The sequence below is a fragment of the Bradyrhizobium sp. CW1 genome (genome assembly GCF_023100665.1).
GTDB lineage: Bacteria > Pseudomonadota > Alphaproteobacteria > Rhizobiales > Xanthobacteraceae > Bradyrhizobium > Bradyrhizobium canariense_D.
In genome coordinates this window covers 4,195,239-4,218,044 of the sequence record NZ_CP064684.1, presented here as the reverse complement: position 1 = coordinate 4,218,044, position 22,806 = coordinate 4,195,239, and the positions used below count along the sequence as shown (strand labels likewise).

The 22,806-nt window shown below is 63.6% G+C and carries 31 protein-coding genes and 1 tRNA gene; 21 read left to right on the top strand and 11 right to left on the bottom strand.

The features are described 5' to 3' along the window. Positions 1-97: 97 nt before the first annotated feature. From IVB54_RS20705 to IVB54_RS20695, 4 genes are all read left to right on the top strand, one after another. Positions 98-247: a hypothetical protein gene (locus IVB54_RS20705; RefSeq protein ID WP_018454370.1), complete on the top strand. Its 150-nt coding sequence runs from the start codon at positions 98-100 to the stop codon at positions 245-247. A gap of 256 nt (positions 248-503) precedes the next feature. After that, entirely contained in the window at positions 504-626 is a 123-nt protein-coding gene (locus tag IVB54_RS41475) for a hypothetical protein (protein WP_256374376.1), read from the top strand. Between the two features lie 211 nt (positions 627-837). Beyond that, entirely contained in the window at positions 838-1,218 is a 381-nt protein-coding gene (locus IVB54_RS20700; RefSeq protein ID WP_018454367.1) for a hypothetical protein, read from the top strand. A 195-nt stretch (positions 1,219-1,413) separates the two neighbouring features. Then, positions 1,414-1,611, top strand: coding sequence for a hypothetical protein (locus IVB54_RS20695; protein WP_026232719.1), 198 nt, complete (start codon positions 1,414-1,416; stop codon positions 1,609-1,611). On the opposite strand, the gene IVB54_RS41470 is transcribed toward IVB54_RS20695, so the two are convergent. Both IVB54_RS41470 and IVB54_RS20690 read right to left on the bottom strand, forming a co-directional pair. Continuing rightward, positions 1,608-1,733, bottom strand: a complete 126-nt coding sequence (locus IVB54_RS41470; protein WP_256464728.1) for a hypothetical protein — start codon at positions 1,731-1,733, stop codon at positions 1,608-1,610. The genes IVB54_RS20695 and IVB54_RS41470 overlap by 4 nt on opposite strands. A gap of 78 nt (positions 1,734-1,811) precedes the next feature. Further along, positions 1,812-2,042, bottom strand: coding sequence for a hypothetical protein (locus tag IVB54_RS20690; RefSeq protein WP_026233438.1), 231 nt, complete (start codon positions 2,040-2,042; stop codon positions 1,812-1,814). 278 nt (positions 2,043-2,320) lie between these two features. On the opposite strand from IVB54_RS20690, the gene IVB54_RS20685 reads away from it, so the two are divergent. Further along, complete coding sequence (locus IVB54_RS20685) at positions 2,321-2,614, top strand: hypothetical protein (protein WP_247777516.1); 294 nt, start codon at positions 2,321-2,323, stop codon at positions 2,612-2,614. Between the two features lie 67 nt (positions 2,615-2,681). Here the strand turns inward: IVB54_RS20685 and IVB54_RS20680 are convergent, their stop codons facing one another. Further along, the gene (locus IVB54_RS20680; RefSeq protein WP_018457755.1) at positions 2,682-2,846 is read right to left on the bottom strand and encodes a hypothetical protein; all 165 of its coding nucleotides are present in this window, start codon (positions 2,844-2,846) and stop codon (positions 2,682-2,684) included. Between the two features lie 274 nt (positions 2,847-3,120). Between IVB54_RS20680 and IVB54_RS20675 the strand changes: the two genes are divergently transcribed. From IVB54_RS20675 to IVB54_RS20660, 4 genes are all read left to right on the top strand, one after another. Further along, positions 3,121-3,882: an NAD-dependent protein deacetylase gene (locus tag IVB54_RS20675; protein WP_018457756.1), complete on the top strand. Its 762-nt coding sequence runs from the start codon at positions 3,121-3,123 to the stop codon at positions 3,880-3,882. Between the two features lie 198 nt (positions 3,883-4,080). Then, complete coding sequence (locus tag IVB54_RS20670; protein ID WP_018457757.1) at positions 4,081-4,713, top strand: cold-shock protein; 633 nt, start codon at positions 4,081-4,083, stop codon at positions 4,711-4,713. A gap of 111 nt (positions 4,714-4,824) precedes the next feature. After that, positions 4,825-5,310: a DUF192 domain-containing protein gene (locus tag IVB54_RS20665; protein ID WP_018457758.1), complete on the top strand. Its 486-nt coding sequence runs from the start codon at positions 4,825-4,827 to the stop codon at positions 5,308-5,310. A gap of 111 nt (positions 5,311-5,421) precedes the next feature. Then, positions 5,422-5,498, top strand: a tRNA-Pro gene (locus tag IVB54_RS20660). A gap of 336 nt (positions 5,499-5,834) precedes the next feature. On the opposite strand, the gene IVB54_RS41465 is transcribed toward IVB54_RS20660, so the two are convergent. After that, entirely contained in the window at positions 5,835-5,966 is a 132-nt protein-coding gene (locus IVB54_RS41465) for a hypothetical protein (RefSeq protein WP_256374433.1), read from the bottom strand. A 335-nt stretch (positions 5,967-6,301) separates the two neighbouring features. Here IVB54_RS41465 and IVB54_RS20655 point away from each other — a divergent pair, with 335 nt between their 5' ends. Further along, positions 6,302-6,496, top strand: a complete 195-nt coding sequence (locus IVB54_RS20655; RefSeq protein ID WP_018457760.1) for a hypothetical protein — start codon at positions 6,302-6,304, stop codon at positions 6,494-6,496. Between the two features lie 40 nt (positions 6,497-6,536). Here IVB54_RS20655 and IVB54_RS20650 read toward each other — a convergent pair whose 3' ends face one another. Continuing rightward, the gene (locus tag IVB54_RS20650; protein WP_018457761.1) at positions 6,537-7,706 is read right to left on the bottom strand and encodes an OpgC domain-containing protein; all 1,170 of its coding nucleotides are present in this window, start codon (positions 7,704-7,706) and stop codon (positions 6,537-6,539) included. Between the two features lie 260 nt (positions 7,707-7,966). Between IVB54_RS20650 and IVB54_RS20645 the strand changes: the two genes are divergently transcribed. From IVB54_RS20645 to IVB54_RS20635, 3 genes are all read left to right on the top strand, one after another. Continuing rightward, positions 7,967-8,272, top strand: a complete 306-nt coding sequence (locus tag IVB54_RS20645; protein ID WP_007591346.1) for an ETC complex I subunit — start codon at positions 7,967-7,969, stop codon at positions 8,270-8,272. Between the two features lie 193 nt (positions 8,273-8,465). Further along, a complete protein-coding gene (locus IVB54_RS20640; RefSeq protein WP_007591345.1) occupies positions 8,466-8,951 on the top strand; it encodes an Lrp/AsnC family transcriptional regulator in 486 nt (161 codons plus the stop codon). 273 nt (positions 8,952-9,224) lie between these two features. After that, positions 9,225-9,524 carry a DUF3551 domain-containing protein gene (locus IVB54_RS20635; RefSeq protein WP_018457763.1) on the top strand — a complete coding sequence of 100 codons (300 nt, stop codon included), beginning with the start codon at positions 9,225-9,227 and terminating at the stop codon, positions 9,522-9,524. 72 nt (positions 9,525-9,596) lie between these two features. Here IVB54_RS20635 and IVB54_RS20630 read toward each other — a convergent pair whose 3' ends face one another. Continuing rightward, positions 9,597-10,625 (bottom strand): AraC family transcriptional regulator, encoded by a 1,029-nt coding sequence (locus IVB54_RS20630; protein ID WP_018457764.1) that lies wholly within the window; start codon positions 10,623-10,625, stop codon positions 9,597-9,599. 113 nt (positions 10,626-10,738) lie between these two features. Here IVB54_RS20630 and IVB54_RS20625 point away from each other — a divergent pair, with 113 nt between their 5' ends. Genes IVB54_RS20625 through IVB54_RS20610 form a run of 4 tightly spaced genes read left to right on the top strand, consistent with a single transcriptional unit; the run spans position 10,739 to position 16,461 of the window. Next, complete coding sequence (locus IVB54_RS20625) at positions 10,739-11,911, top strand: isovaleryl-CoA dehydrogenase (protein WP_247776432.1); 1,173 nt, start codon at positions 10,739-10,741, stop codon at positions 11,909-11,911. Positions 11,912-11,935: 24 nt separating this feature from the next. Further along, the gene (locus tag IVB54_RS20620; RefSeq protein WP_018457766.1) at positions 11,936-13,540 is read left to right on the top strand and encodes a carboxyl transferase domain-containing protein; all 1,605 of its coding nucleotides are present in this window, start codon (positions 11,936-11,938) and stop codon (positions 13,538-13,540) included. A 4-nt stretch (positions 13,541-13,544) separates the two neighbouring features. Beyond that, positions 13,545-15,548: an acetyl/propionyl/methylcrotonyl-CoA carboxylase subunit alpha gene (locus IVB54_RS20615; RefSeq protein ID WP_018457767.1), complete on the top strand. Its 2,004-nt coding sequence runs from the start codon at positions 13,545-13,547 to the stop codon at positions 15,546-15,548. Between the two features lies 1 nt (position 15,549). Continuing rightward, positions 15,550-16,461 (top strand): hydroxymethylglutaryl-CoA lyase, encoded by a 912-nt coding sequence (locus IVB54_RS20610; protein ID WP_018457768.1) that lies wholly within the window; start codon positions 15,550-15,552, stop codon positions 16,459-16,461. Between the two features lie 45 nt (positions 16,462-16,506). Here the strand turns inward: IVB54_RS20610 and IVB54_RS20605 are convergent, their stop codons facing one another. Genes IVB54_RS20605 through dctP form a run of 3 tightly spaced genes read right to left on the bottom strand, consistent with a single transcriptional unit; the run spans position 16,507 to position 19,435 of the window. After that, positions 16,507-17,865: a TRAP transporter large permease gene (locus IVB54_RS20605; RefSeq protein ID WP_007591317.1), complete on the bottom strand. Its 1,359-nt coding sequence runs from the start codon at positions 17,863-17,865 to the stop codon at positions 16,507-16,509. Beyond that, positions 17,862-18,416 (bottom strand): TRAP transporter small permease, encoded by a 555-nt coding sequence (locus IVB54_RS20600; protein ID WP_247296812.1) that lies wholly within the window; start codon positions 18,414-18,416, stop codon positions 17,862-17,864. The genes IVB54_RS20605 and IVB54_RS20600 overlap by 4 nt, the downstream gene beginning before the upstream one ends. Further along, on the bottom strand, positions 18,413-19,435 hold the full coding sequence (gene dctP / locus IVB54_RS20595) for a TRAP transporter substrate-binding protein DctP (RefSeq protein ID WP_247338018.1): 1,023 nt from the start codon (positions 19,433-19,435) through the stop codon (positions 18,413-18,415). Before dctP ends, IVB54_RS20600 begins: the two co-directional genes overlap by 4 nt. 319 nt (positions 19,436-19,754) lie before the next feature. Between dctP and IVB54_RS20590 the strand changes: the two genes are divergently transcribed. After that, positions 19,755-19,997, top strand: coding sequence for a pentapeptide MXKDX repeat protein (locus tag IVB54_RS20590; RefSeq protein WP_007591301.1), 243 nt, complete (start codon positions 19,755-19,757; stop codon positions 19,995-19,997). A 139-nt stretch (positions 19,998-20,136) separates the two neighbouring features. Here the strand turns inward: IVB54_RS20590 and IVB54_RS20585 are convergent, their stop codons facing one another. Further along, positions 20,137-20,484: a DUF6481 family protein gene (locus IVB54_RS20585; RefSeq protein WP_018457771.1), complete on the bottom strand. Its 348-nt coding sequence runs from the start codon at positions 20,482-20,484 to the stop codon at positions 20,137-20,139. A 267-nt stretch (positions 20,485-20,751) separates the two neighbouring features. Here IVB54_RS20585 and IVB54_RS20580 point away from each other — a divergent pair, with 267 nt between their 5' ends. The 3 genes from IVB54_RS20580 (at position 20,752) to IVB54_RS20570 (ending at position 22,304) form a co-directional block, all read left to right on the top strand. After that, positions 20,752-20,988, top strand: a complete 237-nt coding sequence (locus tag IVB54_RS20580) for a hypothetical protein (protein ID WP_018457772.1) — start codon at positions 20,752-20,754, stop codon at positions 20,986-20,988. A gap of 76 nt (positions 20,989-21,064) precedes the next feature. Then, complete coding sequence (locus tag IVB54_RS20575; protein WP_018457773.1) at positions 21,065-21,313, top strand: hypothetical protein; 249 nt, start codon at positions 21,065-21,067, stop codon at positions 21,311-21,313. A 184-nt stretch (positions 21,314-21,497) separates the two neighbouring features. Beyond that, complete coding sequence (locus IVB54_RS20570; protein ID WP_247338017.1) at positions 21,498-22,304, top strand: hypothetical protein; 807 nt, start codon at positions 21,498-21,500, stop codon at positions 22,302-22,304. 109 nt (positions 22,305-22,413) lie between these two features. Here the strand turns inward: IVB54_RS20570 and IVB54_RS20565 are convergent, their stop codons facing one another. Then, on the bottom strand, positions 22,414-22,575 hold the full coding sequence (locus IVB54_RS20565) for a hypothetical protein (RefSeq protein ID WP_018457775.1): 162 nt from the start codon (positions 22,573-22,575) through the stop codon (positions 22,414-22,416). Between the last annotated feature and the right edge of the window lie 231 nt (positions 22,576-22,806).

Here is a 22,806-nt window from a genome sequence, read left to right as displayed (position 1 = left end):
TGTGCCCGGCGAATTTCACGGGAGGGGCTGGACTTGTTGTTCCCATTTTGTTCTAGTGAGGCATCTCTTTTGGCAGCGACATTCTTTGGAGGTGCCCATGACTGTCGAGAAACAACGCGAAGTGATCAGGCTCTGGAATCAGCTCAGGAAGCTTGATGGTCCGGCCGCGGAAGAACTCCGCATCCAGATCCTCGAATGCTTTTCGGAGAAGGCTCTATCGAAGGATACGGCGAAGCGAGCGGCGTGATGAGCATCGCACTATCTCGATGACAACAGGCAATCGCGCGCGCCTTCACCGATCGTTAGGGATCGTTTTGCGCTGGTTTTTCGACTCTGATTCGTTCCTTACGAACGAAATGGAGTCGGATGCAGAACAAGTCGTGGCTTCTGTGTCGATGCGGGACACGCCTTTCCTGACCAAGCCGGCGTGATGCTTCGCACAGTCCCGTTCGCCTGTCCTCGCTACGAGTGAGGCGAGGGAGACGCGACATGGATGCGTGCTGTTGCTCGAGATGTTCGCCGAGATCGCAAAAGTGTTTTGGTACGACCGGCACCCGCGCTTGCGCAACGACAGGCCCTCGGTGCCGCAGGTGCCACCGCGGTCGAAGTCCGAAGACGCCATGTGAGCGCGCGATCGTTGGCGACGGCGCTCGTTTGCATGCGAACAATATATTAAGACTTGCTTCCTGCCGGTTTCTGCGATTCCGATTCGTTCTCCGAGAACGAAAGGCAGGCGAAGCTGGAACAAAGCCGGACGACGGATCACCACAAGCTTCGCTTCACCGTCTCGACGCTCTCCGTCGCCGGCGCTATCGTTGCTCCAGCGGCGGACGCAACATGAAGAACGGGCTTTATTCCATCCACATCCACATGCTCGACGGCGTGAAGGGCCGCGACAGCGGCGTGCTGATCCTGCGTGACGGCGTTCTGCTCGGCGGCGGGCCGTATTTCTGGTCGCGCGGCGCCTACACGATCCGGAACGGCAATTCGGACAACGGCCCTTCGGAGCACGGGACCTGGAAGGGCGAGCTTGTCACCAACCAGCATACGCCGTTTGCGGATGGCTTCGCCCGGCCGCTGTTCGGCGGAGTGGAGGCAACGAGCGGCTTCTCCGGGACGTTCAGCGACGACACGGCCGAGGTGTTCGGCACCGTGCTGGTCGCAGGCCATCGCAGCCTCGGTTTTCGCGCGAGCCTGAAGCGGCTCGCCGAGTTCTGAAGACGCTTGTTCTGAAGAGGCTTGGCGAACTCCTAACGGAAGCTTGCCGCGAAGCCGATAACCCTATTCGGTTAGGTTAAAAGCGCAATCGCGTTGCACTTGCCGCCACTTGCGATAGGTGTCTGGCGAAGACGCGATCCGACTTTGGCCAACAAGCGACTTTGGCCAACAAGCAATTTTGCCAAGAACGAATTCATGACACCTTTTTCAGAACCGTCCTTTTGTCAGGGCGACCCCCACACCTACCGGCGCATCGCCATCGTCGGCACGCTCTTTTGTCTGGCTTTCGTGGTGATCAGCGTCTCGCTGCGGCCACAGCTCGAGGACACGCGTGTCGCGGTCAAAGCCGACAGGCTGATGCGTACGGCGGGCCAGCTACCGCACACGAATTAACGGTCGTCGGTGGAGGTCTGATGGTCGGCGCAATTGCTTGGGCACGCGGTGCCGTGTGAGGCGAGCGCCACGAAGCCGGCATAGCCGGACAGGTTGAGCAGGATTTCGAGCCAAACGGGCATGTCGGCCTCCTTTCTCCTTGAAGGCTACGCCAACGTGCGCGCGAAGCGCATGTTCCCGGACAAAGGCGGACCGGCGCCTCAAAGTGGGGTGGTGGGGTCGAGCCGCCGGCCGAGGGCGCCTACGGACTCGCTCGACGGCTGTTCCTTAAGGAACTCGGCAATCGCCCGCGCCAGTTCGCCGTCGCTCATCGGGGTCGGCGGCGGGCGCAGCGTACCGACACCGAAACTGCGGACGATCTCGTCGTAATGCTGATCTCCGGATCTGGGAACGAGCCTGCGGATACGGGCCAGCAACGTGGATATCGGCACTTTATCCTCCTCGGCTCCCCGCTGGCAGCAATTGTGGCGCATTGCCAATGCTGTGCGTGGAACTGAAAACCCCGCCAGCATCGGTGATGCTGACGGGGTCTTCGTGCTGTTGCCTCAACCGGACGGCGAAGGCTTCCGCACTTGAGCAAACAATTCGCGGAACGCGTGCCCGTTCCATGCGTGGCCGGATTTATTCCGAACTCGGTTCCACAGGCTTGCGCGCAACCATAGCAACGCGCCGGCGTTGTCTGCGCGAGATACGAAGGAGGAGATTCATGATGAGGAAGACACTGGCAGTTCTGGCTACCGTCGCGGCCGTTGGCGTGACCGCGGTCGCGGCGCCTTCGCCTGCCGAGGCGCGCGGCCGCGGCATCGGTCCGGGCCTCGCGTTCGGTCTTGCCGCCGGCGCCATCACCGCGGGCGCCGTCGCCGCGTCGCATCCTTACGGCTATGGCTACGGCCCGCGGTATGGCTACTATGGCGGCCCCGCTTATGCCTACGGCCCTGGTCGCTACGCTTATTACGGTGATGGACCATACTACCGCCGCCACCATTATTACCGTCACTGGTAACGGCTGAACAAACGAAAAGCCCGGAGCAATGCTCCGGGCTTTTTTCATGCTCGGTGATCCGGTGTCGTTACGGCCAGAGCGAGGGCCGTTCCGCCTTGCGCGCGTTGTCGAGCGTCGACACGAAATACTCTTCACGTTCGCGCTTGAATTTTTCCTGGGTGGCACGGAAGGCGGCGACACGGGCGGCGATCTCTTCGCGTTCGCGGATTTTGCGTTGTTCGTCCTCGGTCATGTTAAATCCCCTCTGCACGTGAGTATGTGTCCTACTGAACCCAAGCACTGCCGCCGCAATCACGTTGAGTCGCGTCAACACATGCATTGGCGCTTCTGATTGGGGCGTCAATGGGGAGGAGGCATTGCAGGATTGTGATAAGCGAGGGTCGGAAAAAATTGCCGACCATGTCTTGCGTGGCGGTGGAGAACAGCGTCAATAATCTTGTCGCTTGCGCATGTTGCAGCTAGCGCAAAAACAAATCAGTAAAACAAAAGCAAAACGGGAGGCGGCGTTGATTGCATCGGATCTTCGCAGCGGCGTCGAGCGTCTTGGCGACATGATCGCCGAAGCCAAACGGATCGTGCCGTTCACCGGCGCCGGCATCTCGACCGAATGCGGCATCCCCGACTTTCGCTCGCCGGGCGGAATTTGGACGCGCAACCGCCCGATCCCGTTCGACGAGTTCGTCGCCAGCCAGGAGGCGCGCGACGAATCTTGGCGCCGGCGCTTCGCCATGAAGGAGGTCTTTGCGGCGGCCAAGCCCGGCCGCGGCCATCGCGCGCTCGCCTCACTCTACCGCGCCGGCAAGGTTCCCGCGATCATCACCCAGAACATCGACAATCTGCATCAGGCCTCCGGCGTCGCAAGCGATCACGTGATCGAACTTCACGGCAACACCACGTATGCGCGCTGCATTGGATGCGGGCAGGCCTATCCGCTTGATTGGGTGAAGCGCCGCTTCGACGAGGAGGGCGCCGCGCCCAACTGTACCGTGTGCGACGAGCCGGTGAAGACCGCCACGATCTCCTTCGGCCAGACAATGCCCGAGGACGAGATGCAGCGCGCGACGGCGCTGTCGCAAGCCTGCGATCTCTTCATCGCGATCGGTTCCTCGCTGGTGGTATGGCCGGCCGCGGGCTTTCCGATGATGGCGAAGGAATCAGGTGCACGCCTGGTGATCGTCAATCGCGAGCCAACCGAGCAGGACGACATCGCCGACCTTGTGATCCGCCACGACATCGGCGAAACGCTGGGGCCCTTTGTCGGTAATTGAGGCAGCAATTTGATTCGCGGCTGTGCAAGCTGTTCATAGGTTCCGCCGAATCTCTTTTTTGTCTATGCGTCGCAACCGGGAGTGTTATCTTTTGAGTCGAAAGATTCGCGTCGCGTCGAGTTGAGAAGATTCTCTAAAGACGCGTGATTCGGCGCCGCCATTCAGGCGGGTTGCATGGCATGTGTGGGGTCCGGGGTTATGGGGTCGTCGGACGGATTTGAGTCCAAGAAGGTCGGAGTTCCCGCGGTGGGCGAACACGGCGGTGGCGGTCGCGACAGTGCACTCAGTCCGTTCACCGGACTTGGTGAGAGCAGCGCCAACCTCGTCGAGGTTCACGGCGTCATCAAATGGTTCGACGCCTCAAAAGGCTACGGCTTCATCGTTCCCGACAATGGCTGGCCCGACGTGCTCCTGCACGTCACCGTGCTTAGGCGCGACGGCTTCCAGACCGCCTACGAGGGCGCCCGCATCGTCGTCGAGTGCATCCAGCGCGCCAAGGGCTACCAGGCGTTCCGCGTGGTCTCGATGGACGAGTCGACTGCGATCCATCCGGCGCAGATGCTGCCGCCGCGCACCCATGTCACGGTGACGGCGACCAGCGGGCTGGAGCGGGCTCAGGTCAAATGGTTCAACCGGCTGCGCGGTTTCGGTTTCCTGACCTGCGGCGAGGGCACCCCCGACATCTTCGTGCACATGGAGACGCTGCGCCGCTTCGGCATGACCGAGTTGCGGCCCGGCCAGTATGTCCTGGTCCGGTTCGGGCCCGGCTCCAAGGGCATGATGGCGGCCGAGATCCATCCCGAGACGGGATCGCCGGTTTCGTCCCACTAATTCCATTCCCGCGATCGTGAGCAGAGGCGCGCTGGCTGGCCGGCGCGCCTCTGGCTTTTCCGGTGACCGCCACGTAAGGACTGGTCCAGTCCCACGCCTCGAGAGCCATCCATGAATTTCGATCGAAAGGCCGTCTTCGCCCTTGCGAAGGGCTGGCTTGCCGCCATCCTTGTCATCGCCGGCTGTGCCGTCGCGAGCGCACCCGTGCGCGCCGCCAGCTTCCAGCCCCTCGAGATCGTCACCAGGAACGGCGTGCAGGTGTTCTCGGTCGAGGTCGCGACGACGGAGGAAGAGAAGCAGACTGGCCTGATGTACCGTAAGGAACTGGCGGACGGCAAAGGCATGCTGTTCGACTTTAATCCCGAGCAGGAGGTGTCGATGTGGATGAAGAACACCTACGTCTCGCTCGACATGATCTTCATTCGCGCCGACGGCCGAATTCTGCGCATCGCCGAAAATACCGAGCCGATGTCGACAAAGATCATCTCATCCAGGGGGCCCGCGCGGGCTGTTCTGGAGGTGGTGGCAGGCACGGCGCAGAAATATGGCATCCGCGCCGGCGACCGCGTGGGCCACCCGCTGTTCGGCAGCAAGTAGGCGGGAGGGCTTATTGCCCCGTCCTGGCGGTCTTTTGGGAAGCTTGCTCGCGCCTTTGGAAGGCTTGCTGGCGCTTTGGGAAGCGTGTATCGACGGGGCTCGCCGGACATTCGGGGTATAGCGCAGCCTGGTAGCGCGGCAGTTTTGGGTACTGCAGGTCGTTGGTTCGAATCCAGCTGCCCCGACCAGTCCGAGGTGGGCCAGACCCGCGCCTCAGAACAATAGCCAATCGGCGAGGCGCCAGGCGAGCGCAGCTCCAGCCGTGCATGGCGCGCGTTCGATGCCGATGCCCGCAGCCGCCAAAGCCTTCCTAACCCTCGGCGCTCATTCCCTGCGCAACGCGACTTTCCGCGCGACATTTCAAGGCATTGGGGCGGGTCGGGCGGCGCGGAATGCGTAAAACTTTGTCGAACCTTTAGGCGTCGTCCTAGACATATTGGTGTTGGGGATTTCAGCGCCCAATGCCTAGCGGACGCCGCCAAGCGATGATATTCCGCTTGCGCGGCGTTACGCTTTTCCAACCATCAGTTCGTCGCGTACCAGCCGAACGGAAACGGCAGGAATGGCCAGGCCAGCTGATTGTCGTTGGCGACCTTCCGCGGCTCCTGCTCCGGCGTCTTCGCGGGCAGAGCAGGCGGCGTCGAATGCAGCGCCAAGCGCAGACATGCACATTGCAAATTCATCGTGGTGGCCCCCGCCCATCAATCGTTTTCAAAAATTCGCGTCAGGCTGGAAATCAACGCGCGTCCTCAAAACGACGCGCTCATTCTCAAATCGCACACAGTCTAGGAAAATCGGCGGCCGCTTTCAACCGGTCTCGCCACGCGCTCACAGGAGGTAAGGTTGATCGGTTAGGTTAAGAGCGAGCGGTTGTTGCGGGCGCCTTCGCGACTGTTATCAGATCGGTTCGGCTTGCGACGGTCTGCCTGAAATTCGTGCTCACACGACATCACAGTTCGTCGCAGCGCTCGTATCCTGTGAGTTCTGTATCATGTCTCTCGATCGCAACGTCCGAACCGTCGGTCCGCAGGCGAGCTGGACCGAGATCTGGCACCTCTGGACCGTGTTCGTGCCGCGCCGCTCGATCAACGGGCAGCTCGTTTACGGCAAGGTCTGGCGCCGCCACGACGGCCGTGACTGGATCTACAAGAAGTTTACCGAGTACGACAGCGAAGCGGCGGCCTGAAGCGGCGGCGCTGTCGTCCGGCGGGATCGGAGCTGCCCGTTCAAGCGGCCTTTGCGGCCGCAGTCTTGGGCGGCGGCGGCTTCAGCGGCTTGTCCTGCTTCTTCGACCAGGAGATGTAATAGGCCACCGTCGTCATGATCGCGATCCCGGCGACGCTGACGAAGATCTGCGCGAACAGCGAGCCCGAGCTCATCGACAGCTCGAAATGACCGACGAAGGACAGGAACACGCCGACGCAGAACACGGCGAGCGACTGCTGGCCGCACACGATGATGGGGTCGAACCCTTTCCATTCCAGGCCCGGCCAGTCCTTGGGAACGAAGCGGATCACCAGGATCACGATCACGACGAAGTGGATAAAGCGGTAGGGCGCGAGGTTGGTCTTGTCGTTCGGGTTGAACGCCGAGAACAGCCATTCCGGGAACATGCCGCCGAGGGTCGGGAAGCGGCCGGCCATGGTCATGACCAGCGCAAACAGCATGTAACCAAGACAGAGCCACAGCGTGACCGGTGCGTTGATCAGCGTCATCGAGCGCCGCGCGCCGCCCATGGCGCACCAGGCGCCGAACACGAACAGCACCTGCCAGCAATACGGGTTGAAGTACCACTGTCCGGCCGGATAGGCGTTCAGGTTCAGGCCGAAATGGCGCGCGGTCAGCCACAGCACGATGGACAATGCCATCGTCAGGTCCGGCTTGCGCAGCATGAACCAGAGCACGGGCGGAAACAGCCCCATCAGCACGATGTAGAGCGGCAGCACGTCGAGATTGAGCGGCTTGAAGCGCAGGAACAGGCCCTGGCGCAGCGTCTCGGTGGCGTTGTCCACCAGGCCGGCGACGTTGAACTCGTTGATCATCTCGGAATCGCCGAAGCGCAGCGCCAGATAGCTGATCGAGGCGATGTAGATCACGAACAGGATGATGTGGGCGACGTAGAGCTGCCAGACCCGCTTGGTCAGCCTCGTAGCACCGACCAGGAAGCCGCGCTCGAGCATCATCCGCGCATAGACGAAGGAGGCGGTGTAGCCGGAGATGAAGACGAACAAATCCGCGGCGTCGGAAAAGCCGTAGTTGCGGGTGGTGATCCAGTTCACCACGTTGTCGGGGATATGGTCGAGGAAGATCGCCCAGTTCGCAATGCCGCGAAACAGGTCGAGCCTGAGGTCACGGCCCTTCTCGGGGAGCGTGGCGTTGATGTTCAGGAAGGACATGCGACGGGAGCTTTCGGAGGGGACGGACAGGTAGATGTCAACGAAGCAGGGCCACCGGGCGAGACCCCGGCGCGGAAGGCGGGTACGCAATTGTCACGATGCAGCATAATGATTATACCCATCGGCGAGCCATCCCGGGGGGCCGGAATCACCGATCAGTTCCCTAAAGGTGTCTCTATACTATGCCCGCGGTTTCCACCAACTGCTACCGTGACGCATCGAAATCGAACGAAAAGACGAACAAGAGGCCCGGACCGTCCATGACCGCACGCATTTTCAAGCCCGCCAAGAACGCGATGCAATCCGGCCGGTCGAAGACCAAGGAATGGCAGCTCGACTACGAGCCCGAGCAGCCGCGCGCGGTCGAGCCGCTGATGGGCTGGACCTCGTCCGGCGACATGAAGCAGCAGATCACGCTGCACTTCCACAGCAAGGAAGAGGCGGTCGCCTATTGCGAGCGCAAGGGCATCGCCTACCAGGTGATCGAGCCAAAGGAATCGGTGCGCCGTCCGGTCGCCTATGCGGACAATTTCTCGTTCCGCCGCGGCGAGCCGTGGACGCATTGAGGGCGGGCAACGAAACTCTCGTCATGCCCGGGCTTGTCCCGGGCATCCACGTTTTAGCGTCCACGTAAAAAGCCCGCGGTTGGCCGGGACAAGCTCGGCCAACCACGCCGGTTCTTCCCATCGTCCTGCCCTTGGCAGCCATTCCGCCCCGTGCTTCGCTGTCTCGCATGATGCGACCATGACGAGGTGGGCTATGGCGGGGCGTGACCAGCTCGACGGCGTCGATCTGAAAATACTCTCCGAGTTGCAGCAGGACGGGCGGGTTCGCAATAACGAGCTGGCGCTGCGCGTCGGGGTGTCCGGGCCCAACTGCGTGAGGCGGCTGAAATCGCTGTTCAGCCGCGGCGTGATCCGGGCGGTGCGCGCCGTTATCGACGAGCGGCTGCTCGGCTACGAGGTGGTGTCGTTCGTCTCGATCCAGCTCGGCAGCCAAGCCCAGCCGGTGCTGGCGGCATTCGAGAGCTCGATCGCCGCGATCCCGCGCATCCAGCAGTGCTGGCGGATTTCGGGAGACACCGACTATCTTCTCAAATGCGTGGCGCCGAGCGTCGAGAGCATGCGCCAGCAGCTCCTGCATTTCGCCGCGATGCCGAACGTGAAGAACGTCCGCAGCTTTCCGGTGCTGGGCGTGGCGAAGGACGTGCCGCTGCCATTGCAGGAGATCGCGGCGGCAGGATAGTTCGGCGGCGACGGGTCCCAAAACGTAGCTCGCGTAACGACGTCCAAACATCCGAAGGCGCGGGAGTGACTCCCTTACCGGGATACAGGTTCGGATAAGGCGGATATAAACATAAGTAACTCACCTAACTGTGACATGTGATTTGCGAAGTTCTGCAATGCGCCGAAGCGTGATTGCCGGTTCCTGGTGCTGGCCTACATGCGAGGTGTGAACCTCAGCCTGCGTCGCATGCCGAGGCCTCTTTTGTGGGACCCTGAAGCAGGAAAAGACAACATGACCTCGATCTCGAAGACGTTCGTCGCATCCGCTGCGACGCTGTTTGCATCTGCGTTTCTCATGATGACCGCGCCGGCTGCCCAGGCAGAAGACTACTGCATCACCAATGGTGCCCAGGCCGCGCATGGCTGCGGCTATCCGACGATGGAGGCCTGCCGGGCCGCGGCCGGCGGCATCGGCGGCTCGTGCTCACAGAGCGGCGGCGCGAAGACGTCGGCCGACGCGCTGGCCTTCCAGCCGAAGCAGACGCACTCGCGCACCAAGCTGCGCCCGGGCGGGCAGACCAACTCGAACTGAGCGAGACCGTTTGGAAATGTTGCGGCCTCCAAGTTGGATCTCGGAGGCCGCAACAGCATGACAACCCGCGCTTCAGCGATACCTGCCGCGAAACTCGCGCGGGGAGGCGCCGGCCCAGGTGCGGAAGGCGCGAGAAAAGCTCTTCTCGTTGCGGAAGCCGGCGATCTCCGCGATCCGCTTGATCGGGCTGCGACCGCGCATCAACTCCTGCTTGGCGAGCTCGAATTTTGCCTCTTCCTTGAGATCCCGCAGTGAGGTCGCTTCATCGCGCAGGCGCCGATGCATGGTGCGGGTGGAGAGTGCCAGCTCGCTTGCGACATCCTCGGCGCCGAGACTGCGTCCGCGCGCATTGCGGAGTACGCGGCGAACGCGCTCGACCAGCAGCCGGTCGCGCCGATAGGGCAGTACGGTCAGCCGCAGCGCGCCCTTGAGCATGTTGTCGAGGTCCGCCGCGCTCCGGGTGAGCGGCAGCGACAGGTAATGCTTGTCGAAGGTGATGGAAGCGCGGTCCGCACCGAAGCGGATGTTTCGGCAAAAGATGGTCGGATAGACCGAGACGTGGCCGGGCTCGGGGTACGGAAATTCCGCGGCGCGGAGCGCGATTTGCGAATCCACCGCCCAGCAGGAGAAGCCGAGAACATAGCGGAGCAGGGTGACCAGGCAGAATTCGCGTAGAGGTCCGAGGTCGGCCAGTTCGCGGATGGACACGACCGCGGTCTCCTCGCCGACGGCGAGATCGAGCAGCACGTCCTCGGTGAGCAGACGATGGTGCCGGCACCAGCGCTTGAGCGCGACCTCCAGCGTCGGGGCGGTGATCGAGGCGCGGCACAGCATGCCGTAGGTGCCAAAGGGCAGCCGCCGCGAGAACCAGCCGAGCGCCTCGTCATCGAGTTCGCGCATGGCATGGCCCGCCAGCGCCTCGAACTGGCCGGCCGTGACCCGCCCATCCGGAGAATTGACAAGGTCCGGCGTTACCTGACCCCGGCTCAGCGCCTCGGTCGGATCGCGGCCGTAGCGTTCGTAAGCGGCAACGACGCCGCGGACGAAGGCGGCAGGGGTCACGGCACGGCGCGGGATCGCGGTTGCGACTTGAAAAGGCATCGGAAAATCCTCTGGGAAAATCCTCGCCAAGTTTGGCGGAAAATGCAACCTTTTCGACCGCAGAAGGGCCCCGATGCCGCTAGGTTCGGTCCCCAAAATAGGGAGGAATCGCCTTGAATATCCCGAGCATCGATTTCGATCTGGGCGAAGACATCAGCATGCTGCGCCACACGCTGCGCGCCTTCGTGGAGGCGGAGATCGCCCCGCGTGCCGCCGATATCGAGAAGGCCAATCTATTCCCGGCGGACCTCTGGAAGCGCCTTGGCGACCTCGGCCTGCTCGGCATGACCGCGCCGGAGCAATATGGCGGCTCCAACATGGGCTATCTCGCCCATATCGTCGCGATGGAGGAGATTTCGCGCGGCTCGGCCGCGGTCGGCCTCTCCTATGGCGCCCACTCAAATCTCTGCGTCAACCAGATCCGCCGCAACGGCAATGATGCGCAGCGCGAGCGCTATCTGCCAAAGTTGATCTCCGGCGAGTATGTCGGCGCGCTCGCGATGTCCGAGCCCGGCGCCGGCTCAGACGTCGTCTCGATGAAACTGCGCGCCGACAAACGCGGCGACCGCTACGTGCTCAACGGCTCGAAGATGTGGATCACCAATGGCGGCGATGCCGACGTGCTGGTGGTCTATGCCAAGACCGATCCGGAAGCGGGCCCGCGCGGCATGACCGCCTTCCTGGTCGAGAAGGGGACGAAGGGCTTCAGCCACGGCCAGCATCTCGACAAGCTCGGCATGCGCGGCTCCAACACGTATCCGCTGTTCTTCGACGAATGCGAGGTGCCGGAGGAGAACGTGCTTGGCAAGGTCGGCGAGGGCGTCAAGGTGCTGATGTCCGGCCTCGACTATGAGCGTACGGTCCTCTCGGGTGGACCACTCGGGATCATGGCGGCCTGCATGGACGCGGTGGTGCCCTATATGCACGAGCGCAAGCAGTTCGGGCAGCCGATCGGCGACTTCCAGCTCATGCAGGGCAAGCTCGCCGACATGTACGCGACCTGGCAGGCCACGCGCGCCTATGTCTATGCGGTGGGGCGTGCCTGCGACCGCGCCGATCACGCGCGCAGCTTGCGCAAGGACGCCGCCGCTGCGATCCTCTATTCCGCCGAGAAAGCGACGTGGATGGCGGGTGAGGCGATCCAGGCGCTTGGCGGGGTCGGCTACACCTCCGAATTTCCGGTCGGACGCCTGTGGCGCGATGCAAAGCTCTACGAGATCGGCGCCGGCACCTCGGAGGTCCGGCGCATGCTGATCGGTCGCGAATTGATGGCTGAGACGGCTTAAAACCTTCACGCAATTGGAACCAACATGCCGCTCCATTCCAGCATCGATACGTCTTCTTCGGACTTTGCGCGCAATTCCGAGGCCATGCGCACCCTCGTCGCGGATCTGCGCGAAAAGCTGAGCCAGGTTGCGGGCGGCGGCGGCGAGGTCTCGCGCAACCGCCACACCTCGCGTGGCAAGATGCTGGCGCGCGAGCGCGTCGACCTGCTGGTCGATCCCGGCACCGCGTTCATGGAGCTGTCGCCGCTCGCGGCCTATGGCCTTTACGGCGGCGACGTGCATTCGGCGAGCGTCGTCACCGGGGTCGGGCGCATCGCGGGCCGCGAATGCGTGATCGTCGCCAACGACGCCACCATCAAAGGCGGCACCTATTATCCCATGACCGTGAAGAAGCATCTGCGCGCGCAGGACGTGGCGCGGCAGAACAATCTTCCCTGCATCTATATGGTCGATTCCGGCGGCGCCTTCCTGCCGCTGCAGGACGAGATCTTTCCCGACGAGCGGCATTTCGGCCGCATCTTCTACAACCAGGCGCAGATGTCCTCGCAAGGAATCCCGCAGATTGCCATCGTGATGGGTTCCTGCACAGCCGGCGGCGCCTATGTCCCCGCGATGTCGGACGAGAGCATCATCGTGCGCAACCAGGGCACGATCTTCCTCGGCGGGCCGCCGCTGGTGAAGGCCGCGACAGGCGAAGTGGTGACCGCGGAGGAGCTTGGTGGCGCCGACGTGCATTCGCGGCAATCGGGTGTGACCGATCATTATGCCCAGAACGACGCACACGCGATCGGCATCGCCCGCCGCATCGTCGGCACGCTGAAGCCGTCGGTACGACCAAACCTCAACATGCATCCGCCGCGTGATCCCTTGTTCGCGGCGGAGGAGATCTACGGCGTGGTGCCCGTCGACGGGCGCAAGCCGTTCGACGTGCGCGACATCATTGCGCGCGTCGTCGATGGTTCCGAGTTCGACGAGTTCAAGAAGCTCTACGGCACGACGCTGGTGTGCGGCTTCGCCCACATCTGGGGTTTTCCGGTCGGCATCATTGCCAACAACGGCATCCTGTTCAGCGAGAGCTCGCTGAAGGGGGCGCATTTCATCGAGCTGTGCTGCCAGCGCGGCATTCCGCTGGTGTTCCTGCAGAACATCACCGGCTTCATGGTCGGCAAGAAATACGAAGCCGGCGGCATTGCGCGTGACGGCGCCAAGCTGGTGACGGCGGTCGCGACCGCGTCGGTGCCGAAATTCACCGTGGTGATCGGCGGGTCCTACGGCGCCGGCAATTACGGCATGTGCGGCCGCGCCTACTCCCCGCGCTTCCTGTGGATGTGGCCTAACGCGCGCATCTCGGTGATGGGCGGCGAGCAGGCCTCGATGGTGCTGAGCCAGGTCCGCCGCGACAATATCGAGGCCAAGGGCGACAGCTGGTCGAAAGAAGACGAAGATAAATTCCGCGAGCCGATCCGCGCGCAATATGAGAGCCAGGGGCACCCGTATTACGCGACCGCGCGGCTTTGGGACGACGGCGTGATCGACCCGGCCGATACAAGGCTGGTGCTCGGCCTCGGCCTCTCGGCGGCGTCGAATGCGCCGATCGAGCCGACGAAATTCGGCCTGTTCAGGATGTGATGCGATGGACCGCTCAAAGCTCTACCGCCGTTTTCGCACCCTCCTGATCGCCAACCGCGGTGAGATCGCCTGCCGCGTGATCCGCACCGCGCGCGCCATGGGCCTGCGCACGGTCGCGGTCTATTCCGAGGCGGATCGCGACGCAATGCATGTCGCGCTCGCCGACCAGGCCGTGCTGCTTGGGCCTGCGCGTGCCCGCGACAGCTATCTCAATCCCGAACGGCTGATCGAGGCCGCGCGCAAGACCGGCGCGGAGGCGATCCATCCCGGCTATGGCTTCCTGTCGGAGAATGCCGAATTCGCCCAGGCGTGTTTCGACGCCGGCCTGGTCTTCGTCGGCCCGACAGCGGCAATGATGACTGCCATGGGCTCGAAGTCCGGCTCCAAGGCGCGGATGGAGAAGGCCGGCGTCCCGCTGGTGCCCGGCTATCACGGCGAGGCGCAGGACGATGCGACGTTGGCGAAGGCGGCCGAGAAGGTCGGTTTCCCGATTCTGGTGAAGGCGTCCGCCGGCGGCGGCGGCCGTGGTATGCGCATCGTTCGCTCCGCGGATGAACTGGCGCCTGCGATCGTCAGCGCGAAGCGCGAGGCCAAGGCCGCGTTCGGCGACGACCGCATGCTGATCGAAAAATATGTCGATAACCCCCGGCATATCGAGGTGCAGGTGATCGGCGACAGCCACGGCAATCTGCTCTCGCTGTTCGAGCGCGAATGCACCCTGCAGCGCCGCCACCAGAAGGTGATCGAGGAGGCACCGTCGCCGACGCTCAATCCCGCCCAGCGCGAGGCGGTCTGTGCCGCCGCGCGAAAGGCCGCGGGGGCCGTCAACTATGTCGGCGCCGGCACCATCGAGTTCGTCTCCGACGGCAAGGACGTGTTCTTCATCGAGATGAACACTCGTCTCCAGGTCGAGCATCCCGTGACCGAGCTGATCACGGGGATCGACCTGGTCGAGTGGCAGTTGCGCGTCGCTTTCGGCGAGGCGTTGCCGCTGAAGCAGGACGAGATCAAGCTTCATGGCCACGCCGTGGAGGCGCGGGTCTATGCGGAGAACCCGACCAAGAACTTCATGCCGTCGGTGGGCAAGATATCAACCTGGCGTCTGCCCGCTGAAACGGGGGGGCTGCGCATCGACTCCGGCTATCGGGAAGGCGATACGGTCTCGCCATACTACGATGCGATGCTGGCAAAAATGATCGCATGGGCGCCGACGCGGGATGTCGCGATCGAGCGGCTGAACCGCGGGCTGGAAGAGTCCGACGTCCGCGGCATCGTCACCAACATCCCGTTCCTGTCGGCGCTGATGACGCATCCGAAGGTGAGGGCGAACGCGATCGACACCGGCTTCATCGAGCGCGAGCTGGCGGTCCTGACGCAGGCGTCGCCGGCACCAGGCGAGCTCGAGCTGTGTGCCGCGGTCGCCGCTGTGATCAACAACGAGCGGCAGGCTGCACAGGCGGACGCGAATTCGCCCTGGCAGACCTTTGGCTGGATGCCGGTCGGCCGCCGTCGGCGCGGCTTTGCTTTCCGCGTTGGACACGGGCCGGAGCAGAAGGTTGTGCTGAACTATGGCAGCGGCCCGTCGACGCTCGTGATCGGCGAGCGCGAGCTGGCGTTTACGATGGTAGCGAAGGACGGCGGCTTCGATCTGACCCTCGACGGCGTCAAAACGTCGGTCGCGGCCGTGATCGACGGCCATGAGCTGTATTTGCGCACGCGCAACGGCCGCTTCGATCTGCATTGGGTTGATCCGTTCGGCGGCGAGACCGAGGAGCAGGTCGGCGCGGACAAGATCGCAGCGCCCTTGCCGGGCACGGTCGTCGCCGTGCTGGCGGAGGAGGGCGCCAAGCTCGAGAAGGGGGCGCCGATCCTCACCCTGGAAGTGATGAAGATGGAGCAGACGCTGCGCGCCCCCTATGCCGGCGTGCTGAAATCCATCAAATGCAAGGTCGGCGACATCGTCCAGGAGGGCGTCGAGCTCGCCGTGGTCGATCCTTCCGGAGAATGAGATGAGCGATAAGGTCCGCATCATCGAAATGGGGCCGCGTGACGGCCTCCAGAACGAGAAGACGGCGGTCAGTGTCGAGGCCCGGATCGCCTTCATCGAGGCGCTGGTCGCGGCCGGCCTCAATACAGTCGAGGTCGGCGCCTTCGTCTCGCCCAAGGCGATCCCGCAGATGGCGAGCTCGGACGCCGTGCTGCGCGGCGTTAGCCATTTGACCAGTGCCGAATTCCACGTGCTAGTGCCGAACGAGAAGGGCTATGACGCCGCGTGCGCGGCCGGCGCAAAGATCGTCTCGGTGTTCGCCGCGGCCTCCGAGGGCTTTTCGCGGGCCAACATCAATTGCACGGTCGCGGAGTCCATCGAACGGTTTAAGCCGGTGCTGGCGCGCGCCAGGGACGATGGTGTCAAGGTCCGCGGCTATATCTCCTGCGTGCTGGGCTGTCCGTTCGACGGTGAGATCCAGCCGAAAGCGGTCGCCGATCTCGCCACCACGCTGTGGGAGCTCGGCTGCTACGAGATCTCGCTCGGCGACACGATCGGTGTCGGTACGCCTGCCAAAGCCAAAGAGATGCTGCGGGCGGTCAGCGCCAACATCCCTCCCGCCAATCTCGCGATGCATTTTCACGACACCTACGGCCAGGCGCTCGCCAATCTCTATGCGGGGCTGGAGGAAGGCGTCCGCGTCATCGACGCCGCCGCCGGCGGCCTCGGCGGCTGCCCCTACGCGCCGGGCGCGACCGGCAACGTCGCGACCGAGGACGTCGTCTATATGCTCGGTGGCATGGGGATTAGGACGGGTGTCGATATGGACCGGTTGCTGGCGGCAACCAACGAGATGAGCGGCGTGCTGGGCAAGCCGCCGGTGAGCCGCGTGGCCTCCGCACTGAACGCGAAGAGGAAGCGCGCCAGCTCCTAGTTCTCCGTTATTGCGAGCGCAGCGAAGCAATGATGGTGGACGCAGCTACCTGCTCCCGTCCGGCCCCATCACCAGGTCCGGCAGTGCGGTCGAGATGCCCGGCACGAAGCAGAGCAGCAGCACCGCGAGCATCATCAAAAGCACGAACGGCAGCGTGCCCCAGATCACCTCGCGCAGGGGAATATCCGGCGCGACGTTGCGGATGACGAAGATGTTGAGGCCGACGGGTGGATGGATCAGTCCCATCTCCATCACGATGGTCATGACGACGCCGAACCAGATGATGTCGAAATTGGCGGCGCGGAGCGGCGGCAGGATGATTGGCGCGGTCATGAGAATAATCGAGACCGGCGGCAGGAAGAAACCGAGCACGACGACCATGACGAGGATCGCGAACAAGAGGCCCCAGCGGGGCAAATGCATCGCGACGACGGATTCGGCGGCCGATTGCGAGATGTGCAGATAGCTCATCACGTAGGAATAGAGCAGCGACATGCCGATGATCATCATCAGCATGGTCGATTCCCGGATCGTCGATTTCAGGATCGGGGCAAGGTCGCTCGGCCGCCACACGCTGTAGATCGCCGCGATCAATGCCAGCGCCAAGAGGCCGCCGAGGCCGGCAGTCTCTGATGGCGTGGCGTAACCGCCATAGAGGGCGATCATGACGCCGGTGAGCAGCAGCACGAACGGGATCACGCGCGGCAGTACGCTGAAGCGTTCCGCGAGCGTGTACTCGTCGCGGGCGAGGATCGCAGCTTCCGGGCCGCCGTTCTTGTAGATCGCTTCGGCCGCGGCGTATTCCTGGCGGAAGCGAATCACGGCGTAAACGCCGAACAGCGAGACCAGCAGCAGGCCGGGCCCGATACCGGCGAGGAACAGCCGTCCTAGCGATTTTTCGGCGGCGACCGCAAACAGGATCATGGTGATCGACGGCGGCAACAGAATGCCGAGCGTGCCGCCGGCGGCGATGATCCCCGCGGCAAAGCCGCCGGAATAGCCGCGCTTGCGCATCTCGGGGATGCCGGCCGAGCCGATTGCCGAGCAGGTCGCGGGCGAGGAGCCCGCCATCGCCGCAAACAGCGCGCAGGCGAACACATTGGCGACGCCGAGCCCGCCGGGGACGCGGTGCAGCCAAGCGTGCAGGGCCGAGTAGAGATCCTGGCCGGCGCGCGACTTGCCGATCGCGGCGCCCTTCAGGATGAAGAGCGGGATCGACAGCAGCGTGATCGAGGCCATTTCCTCGTAGACATTCTGCGTCACCGTGTCGAGAGAGGCGGCGGGCATGTAGATGCCCATGAACACGACTGCGACCGCGCCGAGCGCGAACGCGATCGGCATGCCCGAAAACATCACGACAAGCGTCGCGATCCCGTAGGCGAGGCCGATACCGAAAACGCTCATGAACGCCTGGCTCCAGCGAAAGGCAGCGCAAGCTGCACGAGGATCTGGACGCAGAGCAGACTCATGCCGAACGCCATTAGCGAATAGGGGATGGCCAGCGGCGGCGACCACATCGAGTTCGAGACCTGGCCATCGACATAGGCTTCATGCGCCAGTGTCCAGGACTTCCAGGCGAAGAAAGCGCAGAACAGAAGCGTCACGGCATCGACCAGCCAGAGCCTGATCCGGTTCGCCAGTGGTGAGAGCAGGCCGACGAAGGCCTCGATGCCGATGTGACCGCGGTTCTGCTGCACGTAGGCGGCCGTCATGAAGGTCGCGCCGACCAGCAGGAACACCGCGGCCTCGTCCTGCCAGTAATTGGCAGCCTTGAACAAGGCGCGGCTGAGCACGCTGTAGCTCAGGATGGCGCAGGCGGCGATCAGCGCAATCGCGGCGAACACGACGATGATGTTGTTGAGGATGGCGAGACCGCGATCGATCGCTGCCGCAAGGCCGGTCCTTGCGGCAGCGTTTACCTGGCCGTCACGATCCGGAAGCGGACCGTGGCTCATGCGGCGACGTCGGTCGCGAGCTTGAGCAGGTTGGCAGATGTCGCGGTCTTGGCGCCGTAGTCCTTCCATGCGGTGTCGCGGGCGATGTCACGCCACTTGCCGACGGTCGCGGCATCGAGCGCCGAGACCTTGGCGCCGGCCTTCTCGTAGACCTTGGCGACCTCGACATCGTCGTCCTGCGCGCCCTTGCGGCCGAAGGCTTCGAGCTCGGTGCCGACCGCGAGCAGGATGTCCTGCTGGTTCTTCGGCAGCTTGTCGAAGATCGCCTTCGACATCATCAGCGGCTCGAGCATGAACCAATAGGACGCGCCTGCGCCCGAGGTCAGCGATTTCGCGACCTCCTCAAGCCGGAACGAGATCAGGCTGGTCGAGGAGGTGATGCCGGCATCACACGCCCCCGTCTGCATCGCTGCGTAGATTTCGTTCGAGGGCACCGACAGCACGGATGCGCCGGCAGTCTGCAGCACCATGTCCATCTCGCGCGAGCCGCCGCGCACCTTGAGACCCTTGGCATCTTCGGGGGCCACGATCGGCTTGGAGCGGCTGGCGACGCCGCCGGCCTGCCACACCCAGCTGAGCAGGATGATGCCCTTGTCGGCGAGGAAGTCGGTCAAGGCCTTGCCGACCGGCTCCTTCTTCCAGCGCATGCCCTGGTCGTAGGTGGTGACGAGGCCCGGCATCAGGCCGATATTGGTTTCCGGCAATTCGCCGCCGGCATAGGGCATCGGATAGAGGCTGATGTCGAGCGCGCCCTTGCGCATCGCGGAGAACTGCGCGTTGGTCTTGATCAGCGAGGAGTTCGGATAGATCTCGGCGGCGATGTCGCCGTTGCTGCGCTTGCTGACTTCGGCGGCGAACACGCGACAGAGCCGGTCGCGGAAATCGCCCTTGTCGACGGTGCCGCCCGGGAATTGATGCGAGATCTTCAGCGTGGTCGCGGCATGCGCGGTGCCGGTGCTGAAACGGAGAATGGCGGGTGCGGCGACGGCGGTCGCGATCAGGTGGCGGCGCGTGAACATGGCGTGATTCCCTTGGACGGTTCTTGGAAGGTTCTTGTTTGCTTTGCCGTGATTTTGGGCCGGTCTTGGAGACCGCGCTGAGGCCCATCCTAGCCGGTCTTTCAGACAATGTTCTCTAGTCTGATAGTTCGAGACCGAATGCCGCGGCAAGCGTCGGTGATGCTGCATTGCACACTCCCGATCTCCTACATCCGCAGAACCTAGGATGGGCTCGCGGAAATTTATCGGCGGCCGCGTAACAACGCCCCGTGGCAATCCGTCGAGATCAGATAGCGGCGTCCGTCGCTGACCAACATCCATCTCGAAGGGAAGACCAGTCATGACCATTCGTACCCGCATCGCGCTCGGCGTTTCGGCGGCCGTTCTCTCGCTCGGCCTCGCGCTGTCGCCTGCCGCCTTTGCCCAGGACAAGATGGGCAAGGATGACGGCATGATGAAAAAGGACACGATGTCCAAGGACGGCATGAAGAAGGACACCATGTCCAAGGACGACGGCATGAAGAAGGACACGATGTCGAAGGACGGGATGAAGAAAGACGACGGGATGATGAAGAAGCACTGATCTTCCAACGTCGAGGAGGCGCTTGCGACAGGCAGACGCGCGCCAAAAATCCGGGGGCGGTCACGTAGACCGCCCCCAGAGCATTTGTTTCAGTCCAAATTCAATTGAACGTGACTTGCGCGCGTTAGACTTGCAAACGTTACTTGCGCTTCGCCTTGCGGGCGGCGTAGCGGGCGTCCCGCTTGGCTTTTTGCTCGGCCTCGGCTTCGGCCGCCTTCGCGACGGCTTCTTCGGCCTCGCGGGCGATCCGCGCGGCCTCGAGCGCGGCAGCTTCTTCTTGAAGGCGCTTCTGCTCGGCCTTTTCCGTGTCGCGCGCAGCCTTTGCTTCGGCGCGCTTGGCCGCAAGGGCCTCGCGCTCCGCACGCTTCGCCACAACCGCGGGATCATCCGGCCCCGGCTGCGACTTGAATTTGTTCAAAAGGTTCTTGCGTGCTTCCTGTGCCGCCTTTTGCCGGTCGGAGAAGCCTGGTTCCCTAAATCCACTCATCGGCGAACCTTGTCATCCTCGCTTTCGATCCTACATCACTGCCTGTTGGTACGTCGGCTGGGCATAGCGGGCGCCGCGCGACGCAGATGCGTGTACATCGGCGCGCGCCGTGATGCCACCTATAATCGCAGCCGATCAGGTAGACGAAAATCGCCGCCCCCGACGATCTCTCGTAGCCCGGAAAAACTGCCGAATTGTGATGTCCCTCATAAGGGGGCACCAGGGCGGTGCCTAGCGTCCGCCTGGTATGAGACGCGGAGCACGGGTATGACGATCTCACGACTGAGCCTGAAGGCGCTCGCAATCGCGGTCGTGGTGGCAACCCTGGCCGGTGCCACGCTGCTGCTCGCCCGTCCGCAGCCGATCGAAAGTGCCGTCCTGGGCACAGATTGGGAATGCACCCAGACCGCGTTTGTGCTTACGACCTGCGCTCCGCGCGTCCAGCAGGCGATCCCGGCGGCCGAAACCTCCCGCAAGGAAGCGATCCGGCCGACCCGAGGCTAACCGGGAGAAGCTGGACGGGATGTGACGCCACGCCGCAGAGGTGATAAAGCCCGCTCGCCCCCGTGATCGGTCAGCCATGTCCAAGCCCGAAGCCAGTTCCGAAGCCAACTCCGAACCTAAGCCCGAACCGGGCGCGAAGCCGAAATCCACTCCAAAACCTCAATCCGGTGACAACCGCCGCGGCGCCATCGCTGGCTTGATCATCGCGATCCTGATCCTCGGCGTCGGCTGGTGGCTCGCCCGCGATCTCACCTCCGCGAGCAAGATGCAGGACTGCCTGATGTCCGGGCGAAGCAACTGCAATGTGATCGAGCCGGCCCGCTAGAGGCATGCCAGAGCGACCCGCGCGGACGAAAAAATGTCGTGATCTTAATCATTTGTAACGGGACTTAGCCGACCAAAGCAGGTCAGTCATGTCAGCCGGCATCAGCTCAGCGCGAGCCGAATCGTCTATCGCGCCAGGCATCACGGCGGTTGACGGCAATCGAAAGAGTAGGGGGCAAGCACGCATGAGTGTGTCCAGTCGCATCAAGATCATCATTCCCTTGGTTTCGGCGATGTCATTGCTCGCCGTCCCGGCGCAGGCTCAGGACGCCAGACCGCCGAGAGACGCCGCCCAGCCATCGGCCGGGCCAGGCGCCGGCGCGCCGCCGCAGAACATGCGAAAGGGGCCGCCGCCGCAGCAGGCTGCCCGGCCGGCGCCACAGGCCGGCGTCCAGCCCTACGCCGGCGGTCTTGGTCATGCTGGTCCGGGTCCAAATCCTGCTCTCGCGAGTCCAGGTCCTGGCCCTCGCAATGCCGGCGGTCCGCCGCCCGGACGCAATTACGCCAGGGGTCCCGCACCGGCGCGCGACTGGGGCGGACACACCTATCGCGGCCATCTCGCCTGGGATGGCGGACGCTGGCGCCACGAAGTCCACAACGGCCGCTCTGGCTGGTGGTGGGATGTGGGCGGCGCGCGGTATTATTATCCGCAGCGGATGGACGGGCCTCCGGCCTATATCTCGGAGGATTATTACGACGACGTCCCCGTGGCCTATGCTCCGCCCGTCGCCTACGAACCGCCGCCGCCGCCGCCAGCGGCCGATCCCGGCGCGAGCGCGCTTGGCGGCGCTATCGTCGGCGGCGTGCTGGGCGGCCTGATCTCGGGCAACGCCTCGGGTGCGGCCGCAGGCGCTGTGATCGGCGGTGCCACCGGCGCGATCGCCGGCGCGACGGCTGCTTCGCGCCCCGGCTACTATCTGGCCCAAGGCAACTGCTACTACCGCTATCCGAGCGGCCAGTACGTGCAGGCTGATCCACGGGCTTGTTACTGAGCACGCCAGGCGAGGGCTGAAGCGAAGAGGCGGCGAAAAGCCGCCTCTTTTCGTTTTGGCGCTGGCCCTCAGCTGGCCGGGAATTGATTCAAGGGGATCGCCCCGCGCGTCAGGACACTACCCAGTTGAAGAACGCGATCGCGGCCCAGACCAGGCCTGCGATCCAGGCCAGCATCACGATGCCGATGGTCGCAAGATAAGCGATGCCGAGCGGGTCGGATCTTTCGCCTCGCGCCGGGACGGGAATTTCGGCTGCGGCTTCTTGCGTCATGACGGGAATATCTCCCAAGCCTTCTCGCTCTCTGGGAGCGCTGAGGACTGTTTAGCGGAGGCGCCGTGCGCCGGCTGTGACGCACTTCACAGATCGGTACGCATCAAGCCCCCAATCGGGGCGGGTCGTTCGACAGATGCGTGAATTGGATTGCGTCGCAAATCCGCGAGGACGGCATTACCCCGCAATCATACGGACGAAATTGCCACGCGCTTGTCCAGATCGTCCGGC